This is a genomic window from Paenibacillus antarcticus (assembly GCF_001637225.1).
Lineage (GTDB): Bacteria > Bacillota > Bacilli > Paenibacillales > Paenibacillaceae > Paenibacillus_AQ > Paenibacillus_AQ antarcticus.
The window spans coordinates 300,143-318,477 of record NZ_LVJI01000014.1 but is presented as its reverse complement, the minus strand read 5'-3'; the positions used below and the strand labels follow the sequence as shown (position 1 = coordinate 318,477).

General features: G+C 40.2%; 18 protein-coding genes and 1 riboswitch. Of the genes, 17 read left to right on the top strand and 1 reads right to left on the bottom strand.

The genetic code is table 11. The annotated features are described in order from the left end of the window. Nucleotides 1-408 precede the first annotated feature (408 nt). The 7 genes from PBAT_RS09965 to PBAT_RS09935 all read left to right on the top strand — a co-directional run bounded on the left by PBAT_RS09965 (nucleotide 409) and on the right by PBAT_RS09935 (nucleotide 7,517). Nucleotides 409-927, top strand: coding sequence for an RNA polymerase sigma factor (locus PBAT_RS09965; RefSeq protein WP_068649038.1), 519 nt, complete (start codon nucleotides 409-411; stop codon nucleotides 925-927). Beyond that, entirely contained in the window at nucleotides 911-2,560 is a 1,650-nt protein-coding gene (locus PBAT_RS09960; RefSeq protein WP_068649036.1) for a DUF4179 domain-containing protein, read from the top strand. The genes PBAT_RS09965 and PBAT_RS09960 overlap by 17 nt, the downstream gene beginning before the upstream one ends. A gap of 158 nt (nucleotides 2,561-2,718) precedes the next feature. After that, the gene (locus PBAT_RS09955; RefSeq protein WP_068649034.1) at nucleotides 2,719-3,357 is read left to right on the top strand and encodes a stage V sporulation protein AA; all 639 of its coding nucleotides are present in this window, start codon (nucleotides 2,719-2,721) and stop codon (nucleotides 3,355-3,357) included. Further along, the gene (locus PBAT_RS09950) at nucleotides 3,354-3,776 is read left to right on the top strand and encodes a stage V sporulation protein AB (protein ID WP_068649033.1); all 423 of its coding nucleotides are present in this window, start codon (nucleotides 3,354-3,356) and stop codon (nucleotides 3,774-3,776) included. The genes PBAT_RS09955 and PBAT_RS09950 overlap by 4 nt, the downstream gene beginning before the upstream one ends. A 22-nt stretch (nucleotides 3,777-3,798) precedes the next feature. Beyond that, nucleotides 3,799-5,397: a spore germination protein gene (locus PBAT_RS09945; RefSeq protein WP_068649030.1), complete on the top strand. Its 1,599-nt coding sequence runs from the start codon at nucleotides 3,799-3,801 to the stop codon at nucleotides 5,395-5,397. 125 nt (nucleotides 5,398-5,522) lie between these two features. After that, nucleotides 5,523-6,854 (top strand): diaminopimelate decarboxylase, encoded by a 1,332-nt coding sequence (gene lysA / locus PBAT_RS09940; protein WP_068649028.1) that lies wholly within the window; start codon nucleotides 5,523-5,525, stop codon nucleotides 6,852-6,854. Between the two features lie 225 nt (nucleotides 6,855-7,079). Beyond that, on the top strand, nucleotides 7,080-7,517 hold the full coding sequence (locus PBAT_RS09935) for a peptidylprolyl isomerase (protein WP_068649026.1): 438 nt from the start codon (nucleotides 7,080-7,082) through the stop codon (nucleotides 7,515-7,517). 93 nt (nucleotides 7,518-7,610) lie between these two features. Here PBAT_RS09935 and PBAT_RS09930 read toward each other — a convergent pair whose 3' ends face one another. Continuing rightward, nucleotides 7,611-9,026 (bottom strand): right-handed parallel beta-helix repeat-containing protein, encoded by a 1,416-nt coding sequence (locus PBAT_RS09930; RefSeq protein ID WP_068649024.1) that lies wholly within the window; start codon nucleotides 9,024-9,026, stop codon nucleotides 7,611-7,613. Between the two features lie 312 nt (nucleotides 9,027-9,338). Beyond that, nucleotides 9,339-9,511, top strand: a riboswitch (FMN riboswitch). Nucleotides 9,512-9,801: 290 nt separating this feature from the next. On the opposite strand from PBAT_RS09930, the gene ribD reads away from it, so the two are divergent. From ribD to PBAT_RS09880, 10 genes are all read left to right on the top strand, one after another. Beyond that, entirely contained in the window at nucleotides 9,802-10,902 is a 1,101-nt protein-coding gene (gene ribD, locus PBAT_RS09925; RefSeq protein WP_068649092.1) for a bifunctional diaminohydroxyphosphoribosylaminopyrimidine deaminase/5-amino-6-(5-phosphoribosylamino)uracil reductase RibD, read from the top strand. Between the two features lie 24 nt (nucleotides 10,903-10,926). Further along, on the top strand, nucleotides 10,927-11,592 hold the full coding sequence (ribE, locus tag PBAT_RS09920) for a riboflavin synthase (protein WP_068649090.1): 666 nt from the start codon (nucleotides 10,927-10,929) through the stop codon (nucleotides 11,590-11,592). Nucleotides 11,593-11,682: 90 nt separating this feature from the next. After that, entirely contained in the window at nucleotides 11,683-12,924 is a 1,242-nt protein-coding gene (locus PBAT_RS09915) for a bifunctional 3,4-dihydroxy-2-butanone-4-phosphate synthase/GTP cyclohydrolase II (protein WP_068649022.1), read from the top strand. 27 nt (nucleotides 12,925-12,951) lie between these two features. Further along, nucleotides 12,952-13,419 carry a 6,7-dimethyl-8-ribityllumazine synthase gene (gene ribH / locus PBAT_RS09910; RefSeq protein ID WP_068649088.1) on the top strand — a complete coding sequence of 156 codons (468 nt, stop codon included), beginning with the start codon at nucleotides 12,952-12,954 and terminating at the stop codon, nucleotides 13,417-13,419. 66 nt (nucleotides 13,420-13,485) lie between these two features. Further along, nucleotides 13,486-14,280, top strand: coding sequence for a segregation/condensation protein A (locus tag PBAT_RS09905; protein WP_246169221.1), 795 nt, complete (start codon nucleotides 13,486-13,488; stop codon nucleotides 14,278-14,280). Continuing rightward, entirely contained in the window at nucleotides 14,249-14,851 is a 603-nt protein-coding gene (scpB, locus tag PBAT_RS09900; protein ID WP_068649018.1) for an SMC-Scp complex subunit ScpB, read from the top strand. The genes PBAT_RS09905 and scpB overlap by 32 nt, the downstream gene beginning before the upstream one ends. A 150-nt stretch (nucleotides 14,852-15,001) precedes the next feature. Continuing rightward, nucleotides 15,002-15,688 carry a DUF2953 domain-containing protein gene (locus PBAT_RS09895; protein ID WP_068649016.1) on the top strand — a complete coding sequence of 229 codons (687 nt, stop codon included), beginning with the start codon at nucleotides 15,002-15,004 and terminating at the stop codon, nucleotides 15,686-15,688. Nucleotides 15,689-15,846: 158 nt separating this feature from the next. Beyond that, complete coding sequence (gene ytfJ / locus PBAT_RS09890) at nucleotides 15,847-16,314, top strand: GerW family sporulation protein (RefSeq protein WP_068649015.1); 468 nt, start codon at nucleotides 15,847-15,849, stop codon at nucleotides 16,312-16,314. Nucleotides 16,315-16,472: 158 nt separating this feature from the next. Then, complete coding sequence (locus PBAT_RS09885; protein ID WP_068649013.1) at nucleotides 16,473-17,651, top strand: D-alanyl-D-alanine carboxypeptidase family protein; 1,179 nt, start codon at nucleotides 16,473-16,475, stop codon at nucleotides 17,649-17,651. A 44-nt stretch (nucleotides 17,652-17,695) separates the two neighbouring features. Then, nucleotides 17,696-18,331: a nucleoside recognition domain-containing protein gene (locus tag PBAT_RS09880; protein WP_068649011.1), complete on the top strand. Its 636-nt coding sequence runs from the start codon at nucleotides 17,696-17,698 to the stop codon at nucleotides 18,329-18,331. The last annotated feature ends 4 nt before the right edge of the window (nucleotides 18,332-18,335 follow it).

Genomic DNA, 18,335 nt, shown 5'->3' with positions numbered 1-18,335 from the left:
AGCACATCAAAAAATCCTGAGGAAATAATCTCAGGATTTTTTGATGTGCTTTTCATACATAAATAATAGTTTTAGGGTAAATTAGCAAAATATTTTACACAACCAGTCGAGTCTACTTATTCGTACTTTTCTGGTTAATCATAAGGATATTGTGATTAGAACCGTACCGTATCAACTTAATAAATAGCTTACACTTGCAGAAGGGCTGTCCTATTAGTCATAAATGACTAAGGATTGCTCTTTTTTTATATGAGTAAGTGCTGTTAGGCTGTACCAAATGAGGGAAAGTATCTAAGCTCACATGGTTGTAACAATGTAGTTATAAAGGTATCTTAGAATAAAAACGAACGATTTATTGTTGTTATCTGTCATATAGTTGAATCCATTACGAAGGAGGTGTGTTTCAAAGTGAACGATCATGAACTGTTCGAGACGTACAAGGAACAGGTATACCGTCTTTGTTATTACATGATGCAAAATCGTTCAGATGCTGAGGACATGTGTCAGGAGGTATTTGTCAAAGCGATACTAACGGACAGATCGCAAGTAAGGGAGATCAAAGCGTGGTTATTGAGAATCGCCTCTAATGAGTGTAGTAGCGTACTCAGAAGACGCAAACATGGCTGGACTAAAGAAATGAGTGCTTATTTACGCTCACGTCCATTATCATCCAACCCAGTGGAGGACAGTTATGATCAACGAGAAACCAAGGTGGAGTTCTATAAGTTATATCGTATGCTCCCTGATAAGGTGCGAATGGTATTTACGCTACGTTATGTGAACGAATTGACAGTTCCTGAGATTTCTAAAGTTATTAACGTTCCTGAAGGCACGGTGAAATCTAGATTAAATCGGGGATTAAAGCTACTTCAAAATAAGGCTGCATCCCAAGTGAAGGAGATGGTTGGAAATGAGTCGACGCTTTGAAAGTGAAGTGAATGAAGAAAACTCGCAACCGGATTATGATGCGATGTGGACCACAATTGAACAGAAAGCACTTATGCGGAAATTAGTGATAGAACAAAAAAAATCTACACTGCGCAGAAGGAAGTTCGTTCCTGCAGCTATCGTTTTCTCTTGTTTTATGGTTATTGCAGTACCAACTTTCGCCGGTGTGGCGATGAATTGGGACAGCCTCATCGGTGGCAGTAACGTCACAACGGCACTTAATAATGGATTTGGTCAGCGCTATGATCTAAGCATATCCAACGAGGGTGTTACTATGAAGCTTAATGGTGTTGTAACGGATGGAGAGAAGATGAAAATGATTGTCTCACTTGAATCTAATGAGGAACTATCCCTTTATGATGGGGTTGCGATTGAAGATACATCCATTACAGACGAATCTGGTAGAAGAGAGAAGGTAATCGGGTATCTACACTATGATAAAGCGAGTGGGAAACTCCTCGGTATTTATGAGACCAAGGACGAACTGCAGCATCTTAAGAAGAAGTATACGCTTGAGGCTGAGAATCTCATCTTTTTAAAAAATATGGAGGTACCTCTGAAATCTCGACATCAAGCAGGCGATGTTGTTCTTACAGGTTCAAAACAGTATCAAAATATTCACATACAATCGGTAAATCAAGATAAAAACCAGATCACAGTCCGATATAATGTTTCAGCTTCAAAGTCTGATCAAGGTAAGGGGAATCCACATCTGGTCATTAAGACCAAAAACAACGGAAACATTCAGGGCGTTCCAACCCAACTTCCTAACGAGGGATCAGATTTACTCATCGAACAGGTGTTCAACCTAACTGAAGAAGAATGGCATGCTGCGGAACTTCATTTTAATTATATTGAGGAAACGAAGCGGATTACTGGTAAGTGGAATTTTGACTTTAAAGTAGATGGTAAAAAGGCTAGCGAAGCGATCTATTCACGGAAACTTCAAAGCAGTACCGAATTTCAACAAAAGACAGGAATAGCATTGGATAAACTCGTTATAACGCCGTTGGAAATTGGTGTTAATATACAAAAAGATAACACGCTGGAATTTCCTGAAGAAGGAGAAGTCAGTTATAACACGGTAAGGCTGGTTGTAGGTGGAAATGAGATTAAAGGTAGTTACTACTTAAAGGGTGCTGACCCTAAGAATTATCAACCTATGTACTTGTTCCAGTCTCCCGAATGGTACAAAGACTGGTCTCAAGTTCCGATCAAGCTTATTCTGCAAGATGCTGTTGTCACCAAATATAATTCCTCAAAGAACTGGATTACTCTCGCCAAGCCGGGTGAGAAGAAGCAGTCAGTACAGTTAAAAGTAGAAGGATTTAATATTCATTTCACTTACTATACAGACGGTAAAGACCTGATCGTGGAATCAGAGTCAGACTCTCCAGGTTTCAAGGGGGTAGGTCAATCCTTGATGCGTATTAATGGAAAAAATACTCATCCAGAAAGCGTGTTTAAGGGGATGGTATCAACGAGTGTTAATGTGGATCGTTATAAAAATGTTGCAATGGACGAAAAGTTGGAACTTAATCCGGGGCATTACAGCTATTATGAATCAGGGCGGGACATGGAAGTAAATCTTGATAAGACTTCATTACAATAATGTTTGAACGGCAAAGAGCACTCCAGTAATACATGGTGTGCTCTTTTATTTGGTGAGATGTTGATATAGGAAGTGTTCAGATAATCCATTCGTCCTGACTAAAAAACACAGTTATTTACCATACTAACGATAATTTAGCATAAAAGGAGTGATTCGTTATGGCAAATACCTCCTCTCCCACGATTTATCTTCAACTCAAAAAGCGTATTCAAATCCCTAGGGGTAAGATGATAAAACTTGGAGATATCGCTCAAATTCTGAGTGAACCGGAATGGGAAGAGAAGTTATCCAGCCTAGAATTAGTTCTTCCTCTCCAAAAAGATGGAAACTTGCTTGTTATGGATTTAATGCAAATTATACCGCGAGTGAAGAAAGTTATACCCAATGTCTTTATCGAGTCAATTGGGCTTCAGCAGGTGATTGTTGAAATTGTTGGAAACTCAAAGAAACCTTCCATTTCGCTATTCTTATTAGTGTGGTTACTGTTGTTTTTTGGTTCCGCTCTAACGATTATGAATTTTCACGCGGACGTGAATATGATGGAAGTTCAAATCAAGGTTGTGGAGATGGTCACAGGGAAGAGAGATGAACATCCGTATCTTTTTCAAACTTCGTATTCGATTGGAATTGGATTCGGTATGGTTGTATTTTTCAATCATCTTTTTAAAAAGAAATGGAATGAAGAGCCTACGCCGCTAGAAGTTGAAATGTTTCTTTACCAAGAGAATATTGATGAATTCGTAGTTGCTGAAGAGTATAAGAAAGTAGGGACGAAGCAAGATGAGCATCCATCATGACGATATTGACGTGGATTATACAAATATTGTTAGGGATCGCTGGAGGAATTGCTGTCGGGAGTGGTGTTATTGCCTTTATTCTGGTCCTTGATATCGTGCCTAGACTTGCGCAGTTAACTCATTCGTATCATAAAGTACATTGGTATGAAGGGGCCTTAATCGTAGGTTCTTTAGTTGGGACGGTGAGTGACTTCTGGAACTGGAAAGGCTCATTTAATCCGCTTGTTGGGTTAATTATAGGATTGTTCTTTGGTGTGTTTGTGGGTCTTCTTGCAGCGGCGTTAACAGAAGTATTGAATGTGCTCCCGATACTGGCAAAGCGGCTGCATATGAGGAACTACTTGGTAGGTCTATTAATGGCGATGATTTTTGGGAAAGTGGCAGGTTCACTTTTTGATTGGTATGTGTACCGGAGATAGCTAGTGTAGAAGGAGTGAGTCCATGTCAACTGAAGCACCGACGGAGAACGAACCTGTAAAGAAGGACGATGCAAGTCAACAACAACTTCAGGATAAAAGAGACAATGAAAAGTCGGATTCGATTGAAGAGTCGATTATCTATTGGCAGGATAATGATGAATTTTCCGGGGATCTTAAGCAACTTATAAAGGTGTTAAACGAGGTCATGGGATTAGGTTCTTCATTTGACGTCGTTTTCCGGGAAATGAACTTTGGTGGCATTGAAACAGGGATACTATTTATTAGTGGGTTTACAGATAGCAGTATAATGACAGAGATTCTTATGAGATTAACCTTTATTGATCAAGGAGAAGTCTCTTCAGAAGCCATGAAGTCTTTCTTTGATAAATACATACCTCATATTCAAGTGGAAAAAGTGACGGCTTTAAGTGAGGTAATTAATAAAGTGCTTACAGGTATGAGTGCTTTCTTCATTGAAGGTGATAACACTGTAGTCATGGTAGATACGCGTACTTATCCCTCGCGTAATCCTGATGAATCGTCCATCGAACGTGTGGTTAGAGGATCTAGAGATGGGTTTACGGAGACGTTACTCACAAATGTCTCATTGGTTCGACGCCGTATAAGAGACCCTGGATTGAAATATGAGATCGTTCAGGTGGGTAGAAGAACTCGGACGGATGTGTGTATTGCTTATATAGATGATATTGTGGATAAAGTGCAAACAGATACCATTCGAGAGAAGATTAAAGGTGTTAAAATTGACGGTATACCGCTCGGAGATAAACAACTTGAGGAAGCCATCATTAACAAAGGGTGGCATCCTTATCCATTGGTGAGATATTCAGAGCGTCCAGATGTTGTCGCTTCACATCTGCTGGAAGGTAGAATTGTTGTATTCGTCGATACGTCACCAAGTGTCATGATTATGCCAACCACTTTTTTTGATTTATGTCAGCATGCAGAAGAGAATCGACAAACGCCGTTTATTGGCACCTACTTAAGATGGATAAGGTTTTTAGGGATATTCTTCTCCATTTTTATACTGCCACTATGGATGTTACTTGTTCTACATCCCGAGCTTAAACCGGCTGCCTTGGAATTTATTGGTCCTGAAAAGCTAGGGAAGATCCCACTTATTGCCCAGTTTCTAATGGTGGAATTTGGTGTGGATTTACTCCGACTTGCAGCTATTCATACCCCAACATCCATTGCGTCAGCTATGGGCTTGATTGCAGCGATTCTAGTTGGGGACATCGCAGTTAAAACAGGACTATTCGTCAATGAGGTTGTGTTATATATGGCCATTGCTGCGATTGGAATGTTTGCTACCCCAAGTTATGAGCTCGGTCTCGCTAATCGAATTGTTCGACTTGTTTTGCTGGTTGCTGTGGCTATCTTTAAAGTCCCTGGATTCGTGATTGGTTCGACATTGCTTGTTCTGTTATTGACACTGCATAGATCGTACAACTCTTCATATTTATGGCCATTTATACCTTTTAATGCAAAGGCGATGGCTGAAATTTTATTCCGTATGCCGGTGTTAGCGAATAAGAAACGCCCTTCTTTCAATAAACCGAGGGATAATACACGGATGCCGCCCCAGCAAGCTGACGAGTGACCAACGTAGATTAATACAAATGATCTGCAAATTAATCCATTTACTCTTATTTCGGGATTCTGCTATACTGATGAAAACTCAGATGGAATATTTTATTATTCCATAAAATGTGGAGGATTGCTGAAATGTTCTTACATGGTACAAGTAAAATAAATGCAAATGGACACTTAGAAATTGGTGGTTGTGATGTTGTTAATCTTAAGGCGGAATTTGGCACACCACTCTATATCGTTGATGAACAATTAGTTCGTGATCGTTGTAAAGAATATGTTGAAGCTTTTAAAGCATCTGGTCTTCAATTTCAGGTGGCTTATGCAAGCAAGGCTTTTTGTGTAATGGCAATGTGTGCGGTAGTAGAGCAAGAAGGAATGTCTTTGGATGTCGTATCAGAGGGTGAGTTATTTACGGCACTACAAGCAGACTTTCCAGCTGAGCGTATTCATTTCCATGGAAATAATAAGACACCAGAAGAGATTGAAATGGCGATCGACGCAGGAATTGGATGCTTTGTGGTCGATAATTTGATTGAATTGCACTTGTTGCAAGCCATTGCACTTGAGAAGAATGCGCGTGTTAAAGTTCTACTTCGTGTGACTCCTGGTGTTGAAGCTCATACACATGAATATATTTCTACAGGACAGACGGATTCCAAGTTTGGGTTCGATATTGGAAATGGTTCTGCTTTTGTAGGTGTAGAGACAGCATCTAAACAATCCAATATTGAATTACTGGGTGTTCACTCTCATATTGGATCTCAAATCTTTGAGGTAGAAGGATTCCAAATGGCTGTTCAAAAAGTTGCTGAATTTGCTAAGGGTGTAAAACAACAACTAGGTGTTGAATTTAAAGTAGTCAACCTTGGTGGTGGGTTCGGAATTCGTTATGTTAATGGTGATACACCACTACAAGTATCCCAATATGTTAAAGCCATTACAGATGCAGTAAAAGAACACTTTGCAGGTATCTCTAATCAGTTGCCGGAGATTTGGGTAGAACCAGGCCGTAGTATCGTAGGTGATGCTGGGACAACCTTATATACCGTGGGTACTCAAAAGAATATTCCAGGTGTTCGTAAATATGTTGCTGTTGATGGAGGTATGACGGATAATCCTCGTCCAGCGTTGTATCAATCCCAATATGAAGCTGTACTTGCTAATCGGGCAAATGACGCTGAGGAAGAGATCGTATCCATTGCAGGTAAGTGTTGCGAAAGTGGTGACATGTTAATCTGGGATGTTAAACTTCCTGAAGTGGAAAGCGGAGATTTATTAGCTGTGTCTTGTACTGGAGCGTATAACTATTCAATGGCGAATAATTACAATCGTATTCGTCGGCCGGGTGTTGTTTTCGTTAAGGACGGAGAAAGTGATCTTGTTGTACAGCGTGAAAGCTTCCAGAATATTATAGGGAACGATCTTATTCCTGAGCGTATTCGTAAGCAAGCGGTGTTGAAATAACCCTTAGATTTAGCGGTAGTAGACGCCAGATATAGCTTGGGCTTTGGGATCAATCCATGCGTATTAACGCCGAGATTGATCCCTTTGTGTGCGATGTCCTTGTTTCTTTTGCTTTAAGGTATTGTTTCATAGTAAACTATAGGATGTCTGTTAATAATGCAAGAAATGATTTTTTAAGATTGCGTTTAAATGTAATCACATCATATTTTAAGGAGATGGATAATTATGAAAAAAGGTACAATTGAATTGGAAAACGGTGGCGTAATAGAAATCGAGTTTCTACCAGAAGAAGCACCAAACACAGTAGCAAACTTTGAAAAATTGGCTAATAGTGGGTACTATAATGGTCTAAGCTTTCACCGTGTAATTCCTAACTTTGTTGCACAAGGCGGATGCCCTACAGGAAATGGTACTGGCGGACCTGGATACACAATTAAATGTGAAGCATCAAGCAACACAACTAAACATGCTAGAGGTGTATTGTCTATGGCTCACGCAGGTAGAGATACGGGCGGTAGCCAGTTCTTTATCGTTTATGCTCCACAACCACATCTAGATGGCGTTCATACTGTATTTGGTAAAGTGACAAGTGGAATCGAACTTGTAGACGGTATCAAAGCAAATGATAAAATGAAAGAAGTTAAAGTTTGGGACGAAGCATAATTTTATTAAAAATCAAAAAAGCTAATCTCCTAAGAGATTAGCTTTTTTTTGTGACTGACACCCACCATACTGGCTATATGTGCTGAAAGTCACTTAGTTTCCTGTCAAGACTCTGTCTTCTAGCCATGTGGTGCCAATTAAGTTCCAACCTTTGATTACATATTTGGAACCTGTTTTACCTAGCTCAGTCATAGCAATGTTTTCCACATGAGGATCATATCCTGAATTTGTTCCCACGGGTTTCACATCATTTAAATGCCTAGTTGTTTTCTTGGCATAGTAATGCGTTTCTCCTGCATATCCATATGTCCGATTATCTTTAATTGTGTTACCTTGCATGGATGTCGTAGTGGAGTAAATGCCCCATTTATTTAATGTGCTTGTCTTTGTTGTATCCTTCGATTCGATGATATTATCCTTGATTATTATTCTTGTTGGTGAGGCTCCCCCTGAACTATCTAAAAGAATTCCCTGCCCTGATGTTGCTGCAGAGCTTAATGCTCCTATGCTATTCGTACCTATAATAACATTATCCGTTATGATATTTTTATCAGATCCGGATAATATGGCGATACCATTATTTGCAGCGTTTACAACTTTATTACCAGTACAGATGGTGCGACTTGTTCCGAATAATGTAATGGCACCAATATTTCCAGTTGTACCGCTCTCGTCAACGATGTTGCCAATAACGGTATTATCAGGGGATAACCAAACTTCGATCTGATGATAACGGTTATTTACACAGATATTACCCATAATAATGTTATTAAAAGTAGTCCAAGTCGTACCCTTAAGGTATCCATAACTTGTGATGCCCTCTTGTCCGTTTCCCTCACAATAGTTCCCTATGGCTTGAGAGTAGGTGACCCCTTTTCCAGAAGAAGAATTATTTCCGAAAATAATTCCCTGCCCACCACTGTTGAATACCCTATTGTTTATAGCGATAATGTTTTTACCATTAAGTGCGTGTATATGTGCAGCATCCGATGAAGATACAGCTAACCCATTAAATGGAAACGGGTTCGTGAAGAAGCAGTCTCTAATCATTATCTGTTTAGCATCATTATCCATAATGATACTACTGTTCGTGATATTACTAAATTGACAGTTCTTAACGTAGCTTTTGGTACCACCATAATAATAGATAGCGACAGTCCCTATATTGGTGAACTTACAGTTTTCAAATGATACTTGTTCCTTGTTGCTCTGTACAACAAAGTTATAGTTGTCAAACCATATACCTATAAATAAATTTCGGTCCATCGCATCCATAAACTTAGGTGATTTAGCTCCGAGAATCCGAGTGTTATCTCCAATAAATGTTAAATCGTTGAAAGAGTTTATTTTAGATTTAACAGAATATGTTTTGTTACTTTTTAATCTTATAACTCGTTTTCCAGTCGCATTTGCCGAATTTATCGCCCTTTGAAAAGATCCTGAATCATCTGTTTCTGAACCAGTAGCTGGAAAATCATCCACATTCACTTCATCATTAGCTAAGACCATCAGCTTATCCACCTGCCCGAAGCATTCCCGATTGGCAATGTACGAGGAGTGTCACGATTATCAATTTCCTGCGAGATATAGAAGTATGACATACAGACACTTCCTTTCATTTTTTTATATATTATTAAAATAAGATATAAAAAAAACCTTATATATTAACTATTTTTAGCCTATTTTTTATGAGTATTACTCATGAACCATGCAGGGAGATAACAAAATAGGTTATTGAATGGTCTTGCAATTATTTTTGTCCGGTGTTATTATCACCATATTATTATTTAGTTCATATTAATAATAACTTAATATCATGTTTATCTACTTCGGGGTTGGGTGAAATTCCCTACCGGCGGTGATGTCTAATCGTTTATAGCATACTTATGCACACGATGAGGCTTAGTCCGTGACCCGGACGCTTATGTATAGCGTACGGTGGACCTGGTGCAATTCCGGGACCGACAGTAAAGTCTGGATGGGAGAAGGAGAGCAACTTACGTAAATCACTTGAAGTGATAGCGTAAGCGTTCAAAGATAAATCACAAGAGTATGTGACTACTTTCACAATTGTTCCGCAAGCAAATTTTATTCCATTTGCTGTGGTCTATTTGGGTAATTGTCCATTGACTTTATATTTGTGTATTCTATTTGACTCTCAATAATCCAACCCCTTAACGGATGAGTATCTTTCATTCAGGTAAGGGGTTTTTCTTTTGTGTCCTGTATTTCTGACAGAGTTTCACAAGTCAAAGGTTTATGTGAAGGTGGAGGTGAAGAAATATTGGAAATTATGAACGATGAGTTTTATATGACGCTCGCACTAGATATGGCTGAACGAGCTCAGGGACAGACACATATTAATCCTGTTGTAGGTTGTGTTGTTGTAAAGGATGGGGTTTTAGTCGGCCTGGGAACGCATTTAGAACGTGGTACCGCACATGCAGAAGTTCATGCCTTAACTATGGCTGGTGAGAAGGCCGTTGGAAGTACGGTATATGTTACCTTGGAACCGTGCAGTCACTACGGAACAACACCACCTTGTAGTGAACGTCTGATAAAAGAAGGAGTCAGGCGTGTTGTGGTAGCATGCGAGGATCCTAATTCTCAAGTAGCTGGTAAGGGTATTGCTATGCTTCGAGAGAAAGGGATTGAGGTACAAGTCGGATTGTTGCAAGATCGAGCATTGAAACTTAATGAGAAATTCATCAAGTATATTACGACAGGGATTCCATACGTCACATTGAAGACGGCCAGCACGTTGGATGGCAGAATAGCCTCCAAAATAGGAGACAGTAAGTGGATTTCTAATGAAATAGCTCGTGAACAAGTCCATACATTACGACATCGGCATCAAGGGATCATGGTAGGCGTGGAGACGGTTGTGAAGGATGATCCCCATTTGACTACACGTCTTTCTGTGGATGGGTTGAGTCCAATTCGCATTATTGTAGATTCCACTCTCCGCATCCCATTAGATTGCAATGTCGTACGAGATGGAGTAGCAAAGTCTATCGTATTGACTACTGAGCAGATGGATGTTTCAAAGGCAGAGCAGCTACATGAAGCAGGTGTGACTGTAATATCATGCGGTGCTGGTCCAAAAGTGAATTTATTACTAGCTCTTGAAAAGTTGGGTGCGATGCAAATAGGTTCGATCCTTCTTGAGGGTGGTGGAACATTGAACGGAGCGATGCTAGAAGCTAAACTGATTGATCGAATTGTGATCTATTTAGCACCCAAAATTGTGGGGGGAATAAACGCCCCTAGTAGTTTTTCTTTTGAAGGAAGTGAATGGATGAAGGATGCCGTTAGATTAGAATCATTGGAAGTGGAACAATTGGGAGATAATGTATGTATTAGTGGTATTCCTGTGTGGTCCTAATTGACTTGAAGGACGGTGATCATGATGTTTACAGGGTTAGTTGAGGAAATGGGTATCCTTCGAGGAATAACTCGAAATAGTGAGGCGATGGTACTGCACATCACTGCTTCAACGATTATGAGTGACTTGAAGATAGGTGATAGTGTGTCCGTTAATGGCGTATGCCTTACAGCGACCTCATTAGATGCCAACTCCTTTGCAGCTGATGTTATGCCGGAGACTTTTCGTAAGTCGAATCTGCGAGATCTCCAGATAGGTAATAAAGTAAATCTAGAGCGTGCAATGATCGCTAATGGACGCTTTGGTGGACACATCGTGCAAGGACATGTGGATGGGATCGGTCGAATACAACATGTCACAAGGAATCAGAATGCAGTTGTGTACGAAATCACACCCGCGAATCAAGAAGTTTTCAAATATATTATTCCTAAGGGCTCAATAACACTGGATGGAATTAGCCTGACTGTGGTTCAAGTCAAAGAAGGTACGTTCGAAGTATCTGTCATACCACATACGCTAGAACAAACCGTTCTTAACCATAAACGTGCAGGCGATACCGTGAATATTGAATGCGATGTGCTTGGAAAATATGTAGAACATCTGCTTAATTATGGTTCGTCAAGGCAGCAAGGTGATGCGAAGCCAAAGGGAATCAATATGGAATATCTAGCACAGAACGGGTTTGCTTGATGCTCTAAAACTAAGCATATGTTTCCGAAGCAAGTTTTGACGAAGTAGTTCTAAGAAGTAATGCTCCAAAACTTTTAGGAGGAAACGATCATGGAGAAAGAAATCATTTTTGATCCTATTGAAGAAGCCATATATGATTTGATGCGTGGTAAGGTAATAATCGTCGTCGATGATGAGGATAGAGAGAATGAAGGAGATTTCATAGCGCTAGCTGATAAAGCGAGCCCAGAGGTTATTAACTTCATGATAACGCAAGGTCGGGGATTGGTTTGTTTACCTATCACCCAAGAGAGAGCAGATGAGCTGGATCTAAGACCTATGGTCGCTCATAATACGGATAATCACGGTACTGCTTTTACGGTATCGATTGATCATAAGGACACAACAACGGGTATTTCCGCATACGAACGCTCTTTGACCATTAAGGCAATCATGGACCCTAATGCAACGAGTAGTGATTTTCGCAGACCAGGTCATATGTTCCCGCTTATTGCCAAGAAGGGTGGAATCCTTCGTCGGGCAGGTCATACAGAGGCAGCTGTTGATTTGGCTCGGATGTGTGGTTCTTATCCCGCAGCAGTTATTTGTGAGATCATTAAAGAAGATGGAACGATGGCACGGCTGCCTGATCTGTTCGAAATATCTCGTATACACAACTTAAAGCTAATCAGTATTAAAGATTTAATTCATTATCGTAATGAAAAGGAAAGATTAGTTAATCGTGAAGTCTCGGTGCGTATGCCAACGGATTTCGGAGAGTTTCAAGTGATTGCCTATACGAATGAAGTAGATGACAAGGAACATCTTGCCTTGGTTAAAGGAGAGATTGACCCAAATAAACCATTACTTGTGCGCGTTCACTCTGAATGTCTGACAGGGGATGTATTTCACTCCCACCGATGTGATTGCGGCCCGCAATTTGCTGCGGCACTTCGACAGATCGATGAAGCTGGGAGTGGTGTTCTACTCTATATGCGTCAAGAGGGTCGCGGCATTGGTCTAATTAATAAACTGAAAGCTTATAAATTGCAAGAAGAGGGGCTGGACACGGTAGATGCCAATTTAAAATTGGGTTTTGCAGCAGATCTGCGAGATTATGGCATTGGTGCTCAGATTCTAAAAGATCTTGGCATTCGTCAGATTAAGCTTCTTACGAATAACCCACGCAAGATTAAGGGGCTAGAAGGATACGGATTAGAAGTCGTAGAGCGGGTACCTATTCAAATCCAAGAGAACGAAGATAATAGTCGTTATTTGCATACCAAACAGGCTAAGCTTGGTCATTTAATGAAGTTTGATGATATCGAACAGAATGAAGATTCGAACAAATAATAACATATGAGAGGTAGATGATTGATTATGACACAATATTTTGAAGGTAATTTAGTATCCGAGGGATTGAAGTATGGCATTGTTGTAGGTCGTTTTAATGAATTCATAACAAGTAAATTACTTAACGGTGCACTGGATGCTCTGAAACGTCATGGGGTTCAGGAAGATGAAGTTGCTGTAGCTTGGGTGCCAGGAGCTTTTGAAATTCCACTAATTGCTCAGAAAATGGCTGAGAGTGGTAAGTATGACGCTATTATTACGTTAGGCACAGTTATCCGTGGTTCGACTTCCCATTATGACTATGTGTGCAATGAAGTAGCTAAAGGCGTATCAGCGATTAATCTGAAGAGTGGCATTCCCGTTATATTTGGAGTCGTCACGACGGAGAACATTGAACAGGCCATTGAGCGTGCTGGAACGAAGGCAGGAAATAAAGGATATGATTCGGCAATTTCGGCAATTGAAATGGCAAGCTTGACGAAACTGTTTAAATAGTGCTTATTTAATGTAGTATCCTTTTTATTGGATACTACATTTTTATTATTTCTGGCGGGAGGATTTATCGTGTCTGTACAATATAAACTGGAAACATTTGAAGGTCCGCTGGATCTGCTACTACATTTAATAGATAAAGCGGAAATCAACATCCAGGATATCCCCGTCACTGAGATTACGGAACAGTATATGGTTTATTTGCAGAATATGCAGGAACTCGAACTGGAAGTTACGAGCGAATTTCTTGTGATGGCAGCTACGTTGTTATCCATTAAGAGCAAGCTGTTGCTTCCTAAACCACCGATCATTGAGATCGATGATTTCGATTTCTATGAAGAGGATGATTATGATCCTCGGATGGATTTGGTGCAAAAGCTCATAGAATACCGTAAATACAAAGGGATTGCTCAACATCTTCATGAACGCGAATGGGAAAGAAGCCTGATTTTCTCCAAAGAACCAGAAGATTTGGCTTCATGGATGCCTACCGCATCTGAGAATCCTGTTCAAGGACTTCATACCGTAGATTTAGTCGCGGCTTTTCAGAAAGCATTACGTAAAGTAGTCAAGCGAAATTCCTATGCTCGAATTCATAGAGATGAAATATCTGTCAAAGATCGAATAAGAGATGTTGTGGAAGCTCTGAAACGGGGAGGAAAAGGCGGGAAAGTACTGTTCTCGAAGCTACTACATGAGGATATGGTTCGCCAAGAGATCGTAGTGACATTTCTTGCTATTCTAGAGTTAATGAAAATGAAGCAAATTGTATGTTATCAAGAAAGACTGTTCGATGACATTGTCATGGAATGGAGAGGAGAAGAAGAATTACATGGAATACCCGATGTTGAAATCGATTATTGAAGGACTGCTATTTCTAGCAGGAGATGAAGGACTCAGTGTAAAACAGATTGCAGAAATTGTAGAGCAACGGAACGAGTTAGTCAGTGATGCACTAGAAGAGATGAAAGTAGATTTCGTAAGTCAACAACGTGGACTTCAAATCATCCTGATCGCAGGCAGCTACCAGTTAGCTACACATCAAGAACATGCTACTTATTTCGAACGATTAGCCTATTCACCATCTCGCGCAACATTATCACAGGCAGCGCTTGAGACGTTGTCTATTGTAGCTTATAGGCAACCCATCACTCGCGTAGAGATCGAAGAGATTCGAGGGGTCAAGTCAGAACGAGCGATTCATACATTAGTTAATAAAGATCTTATAGAAGAGAAAGGTCGTGCAGAAGCGATTGGCCGCCCTATCCTCTATGGTACAACGAAAGCATTCTTAGATTATTTTGGACTTGCAGCCCTTAAGGATTTACCGGAACCTTCTCTTTTCGAGAACAAGGATAACCTTGAAGAAGAGACTCAAATGCTCTTTGATCGTCTCGATGGACGTCAACTGACAATCGATGATGTCAAAGAATAATAAATGCTATTATCATTCATACCACAGCCGTCATTTCTTATAGAAATGGCGGTTTTTGTTATGTTTATCTTCTTTGCCGAATTTTTTCCAAGTTTAGTTGCCATACTAAGAACAGACGTTTAATTTCAAACAGGTAACGGGGGTTTACATGTGTGGATTTTAATAATAATTGTATTTGTTCTTGTGCTGCTCGTTATTACTGTCCTCTTATCTAAGATTAATATGGACATTAGGCTGAGTAAGTATGGGAAGAACGATGAAGTGGTATTCCATATAACGATGTTATATGGGTTGATCCGGTATGACTATGACTTACCGATGTTGAAATTTGAGAATATGGAGAAAGGGTTAACCGTCAAAGTCAAGAAACGAAAAAATGTCGGTATGGGTGCATCCAGAAAGGAAGATAGCGAAACACAAGTGAATCGACGGAAAATCGACTTCTGGATGAGAGAGATTCATGAAATTCTCGCTGCGACGGAATCATTTAAAATATGGATGAAACGTACGTTATCTCGACTGTCTATCGTAAAGCTGACGTGGTCTACGCAATTCAGTGTTGGAGATGCTGCCAGCACTGCAGTTGCTACAGGGCTCGTATGGAGTGTAAAGACATTCATTATCGGGTGGTTATCCTATCAAGTTCGCCTGAAAAATCACCCTCAATTGGTTGTTGTTCCTGTTTTTGAAGATAACCCTCAATTCTCCACGGAAATCTCTTGTACCGCTCACATCACGTTGGGGTACGCATTATATGCGGGATTAGTTCTCTTCGTTCGCGTGCTGAAGATTAAAGGAGGAGTGAAAAGATGGAAGGTTCTCTTATTTAAGCATTAATGCCAATAGGAAGTAATAAAACACAAGGAAGTACATATTCGGGGTAGGTTAGTTGCAATAGTTTTATGTTGATCTGTACATACTCCTCTTTGGAAATGCGCATAATACAAAAAGCGAAGGAAAGTCCTTATTATTATCGCACTAAGGAGGAAAAAAACATGTCTGATCATCCTATTCAAGGGCTAATGCAGACGGCAATGGAGAACATTAAGGGAATGGTGGATGTGAACACGATCGTAGGTGATCCTGTTCAGACACCTGATGGTAGTGTGATTCTGCCTATTAGCAAAGTAACTTTCGGATTTGCGGCTGGTGGTAGTGATTTTCGTGTAGAGAGCTCGACTAAGAATTCTGGTTCAAATGATCAACAAGATAAAAAAACACTCCCTTTTGGAGGAGGTACGGGTGGTGGAGTATCCATTCGTCCTATCGCTTTTCTTGTAGTTGGTAAAGATGGCGTATATATCTTACCACTTGATTGTCAGACACATATTTATGAAAAAATGATCGATACCGTACCGTATGTGATGGAAAAGATTCAAGAGATGTGTCAGAAAAATTTCAGCAAACCAAATAATTCAAATGGTTCTTCTACAACTGCACCTGCTGGGGGAATAATCAGCTAAGCCTGTTTTTTGAAGAAGATGAACCCCCTTCCACAAAAATGGAAGGGGGTTTTCGTTTCCATAAATGTTATGAGTGAAACGGTGGACATACCTGTTTATAGCTAAGCATATACTTGTACTAGAACCCCAAGAAGAATTTCGCTGGAGGACAAGAAAACATGAACAATAACAATAAATTCAAGATCGTTCTAATGATATGTCTATGTGTATCCATTTTTGTTGCTGGACCTACTTATGCGAGAGAAGTACAGAATGGTGTTTCAACGCATGCTCAAGCAGCCTCATTAATGGATGTTACTTCAGGTCGTGTGCTATTTGCTAAGCATGGTGATGATGAGCTTCGAATCGCTAGCTTAACTAAAATCATGACAGCTATTGTTGCTATTGAATATGGACAGATGAACAAGCCAGTTAAGGTTAGCAAAAATGCATATGCGAAAGAAGGCTCGTCTATATACTTAAAATTGGGTGAGCAGATGGGTCTGGAGAATATGTTGTATGGACTCATGTTACGTTCTGGAAATGATGCAGCTACAGCTATTGCGGAACATGTTGGAGGTTCTGAAGAGGGATTCGTCTATTTAATGAATGCCAAAGCTGAAGAATTAGGATTAAAGCATACTCATTTCATGAATCCGCATGGATTGGATGCTGAAGGACATTATTCTTCCGCAAACGATTTAGCAACGATGACTGCATATGCTATGCATAACCCAATGTTCAAGGAAATTGTTAAGACGCCTGTAAAAAAAGTCCCAAATCCTAATGAAGCATGGGATTACAAATGGGATAACAAGAATAAAATGTTGCGTTTTTATGATGGTGCAGATGGTGTGAAAACTGGATATACCAAAAAAGCTTTTCGTTGCCTTGTTAGTTCTGCGACAAGAAATGGACAGCAGCTTGTAAGTGTCACAATTAACGATGGTGATGACTGGAATGATCATGGGAAAATGCTTGACTATGGCTTCGCTTATTTTCCACTAGTACACTTAATAGAGCGAGGACAGAAGGTTGAAGGGCAGGAACTTGTGACAAGTCAGTCATTCTCATATCCGGTAGCGATAGGTGAAGAGTCTGCCATTACCAAACGCCTTGTGTTACTGAAACCAGTAGAAGCGGGTGTGGATATTTCTTTTGGACTTAAGGGTAGGATTGAGCTCATTCATGATGGGATAACGATAGGTAAAGTACCTGTCTATTCTCCAGGAAGTCTTCTTCCAGGTCAACCAAATCCAACCAAAGACATGAAACAACAAGAACATGATGACGGTAAGCCTAGCAGTGTCTGGTTGTCTGTATTTGGAAAGGTGTTAAAAGAAATGTTGGTTGTATAGAAGAACGGGTGAATGAATATCGAAAAAGTTGGGAGGTAATAAGGATGATCAATGTGATCTGGTTTGCATTAATTGTCATTGGCTTCGTATTTGCGGCTATAACTGGAAATATTGAGTCGGTTACGACAGCAGCATTTGATGGTGCAAAGACAGGTGTTACTGTTTGTTTCGGACTCATCAGTGTGCTTGTATTCTGGATGGGTATGATGCGAATCGCGGAAGACTCTGGACTTCTTAAAAAAATTGCAAAGCTATTAGGTCCCATCGTTCGTTACTTATTTCCTGATGTCCCACGAGATCATCCCGCGATCGGATATATTCTATCAAATATGAGTGCGAATCTGCTTGGGTTAGGTAATGCAGCAACACCAATGGGCATTAAAGCGATGCAGGAACTTCAAACCCTTAATCCCGATAAAGAAGTAGCAAGCCCTGCCATGTGCACATTGCTTGCTCTTAATACTGCGAGTGTTACCCTTATTCCAACAACACTTATCGCAATTCGAATTAATTACAATTCAGCTAGCCCGACTGAGATTGTCGGAACTACCTTGGTAGCTACAGCCATTGCGACAATGGCTGCTATCTTGGCAGATCGTTGGTGCAGGAGATGGAATCTACATAAAGATCATACACCACCTGCGACAAGCATCTCTTCTAAGCCTAGCCTGAAAGGATGATACT

Excerpts from the sequence above, each read along its gene's own strand:
- PBAT_RS09960 (WP_068649036.1), top strand. The coding sequence starts at position 911 with ATGAGTCGACGCTTTGAAAGTGAAGTGAATGAAGAAAACTCGCAACCG.
- PBAT_RS09955 (WP_068649034.1), top strand. The coding sequence starts at position 2,719 with ATGGCAAATACCTCCTCTCCCACGATTTATCTTCAACTCAAAAAGCGT.
- PBAT_RS09950 (WP_068649033.1), top strand. The coding sequence starts at position 3,354 with ATGACGATATTGACGTGGATTATACAAATATTGTTAGGGATCGCTGGA.
- PBAT_RS09945 (WP_068649030.1), top strand. The coding sequence starts at position 3,799 with ATGTCAACTGAAGCACCGACGGAGAACGAACCTGTAAAGAAGGACGAT.
- lysA (WP_068649028.1), top strand. The coding sequence starts at position 5,523 with ATGTTCTTACATGGTACAAGTAAAATAAATGCAAATGGACACTTAGAA.
- PBAT_RS09935 (WP_068649026.1), top strand. The coding sequence starts at position 7,080 with ATGAAAAAAGGTACAATTGAATTGGAAAACGGTGGCGTAATAGAAATC.
- PBAT_RS09930 (WP_068649024.1), bottom strand. The coding sequence starts at position 9,026 with ATGGTCTTAGCTAATGATGAAGTGAATGTGGATGATTTTCCAGCTACT.
- ribE (WP_068649090.1), top strand. The coding sequence starts at position 10,927 with ATGTTTACAGGGTTAGTTGAGGAAATGGGTATCCTTCGAGGAATAACT.
- PBAT_RS09915 (WP_068649022.1), top strand. The coding sequence starts at position 11,683 with ATGGAGAAAGAAATCATTTTTGATCCTATTGAAGAAGCCATATATGAT.
- ribH (WP_068649088.1), top strand. The coding sequence starts at position 12,952 with ATGACACAATATTTTGAAGGTAATTTAGTATCCGAGGGATTGAAGTAT.
- scpB (WP_068649018.1), top strand. The coding sequence starts at position 14,249 with ATGGAATACCCGATGTTGAAATCGATTATTGAAGGACTGCTATTTCTA.
- ytfJ (WP_068649015.1), top strand. The coding sequence starts at position 15,847 with ATGTCTGATCATCCTATTCAAGGGCTAATGCAGACGGCAATGGAGAAC.
- PBAT_RS09885 (WP_068649013.1), top strand. The coding sequence starts at position 16,473 with ATGAACAATAACAATAAATTCAAGATCGTTCTAATGATATGTCTATGT.
- PBAT_RS09880 (WP_068649011.1), top strand. The coding sequence starts at position 17,696 with ATGATCAATGTGATCTGGTTTGCATTAATTGTCATTGGCTTCGTATTT.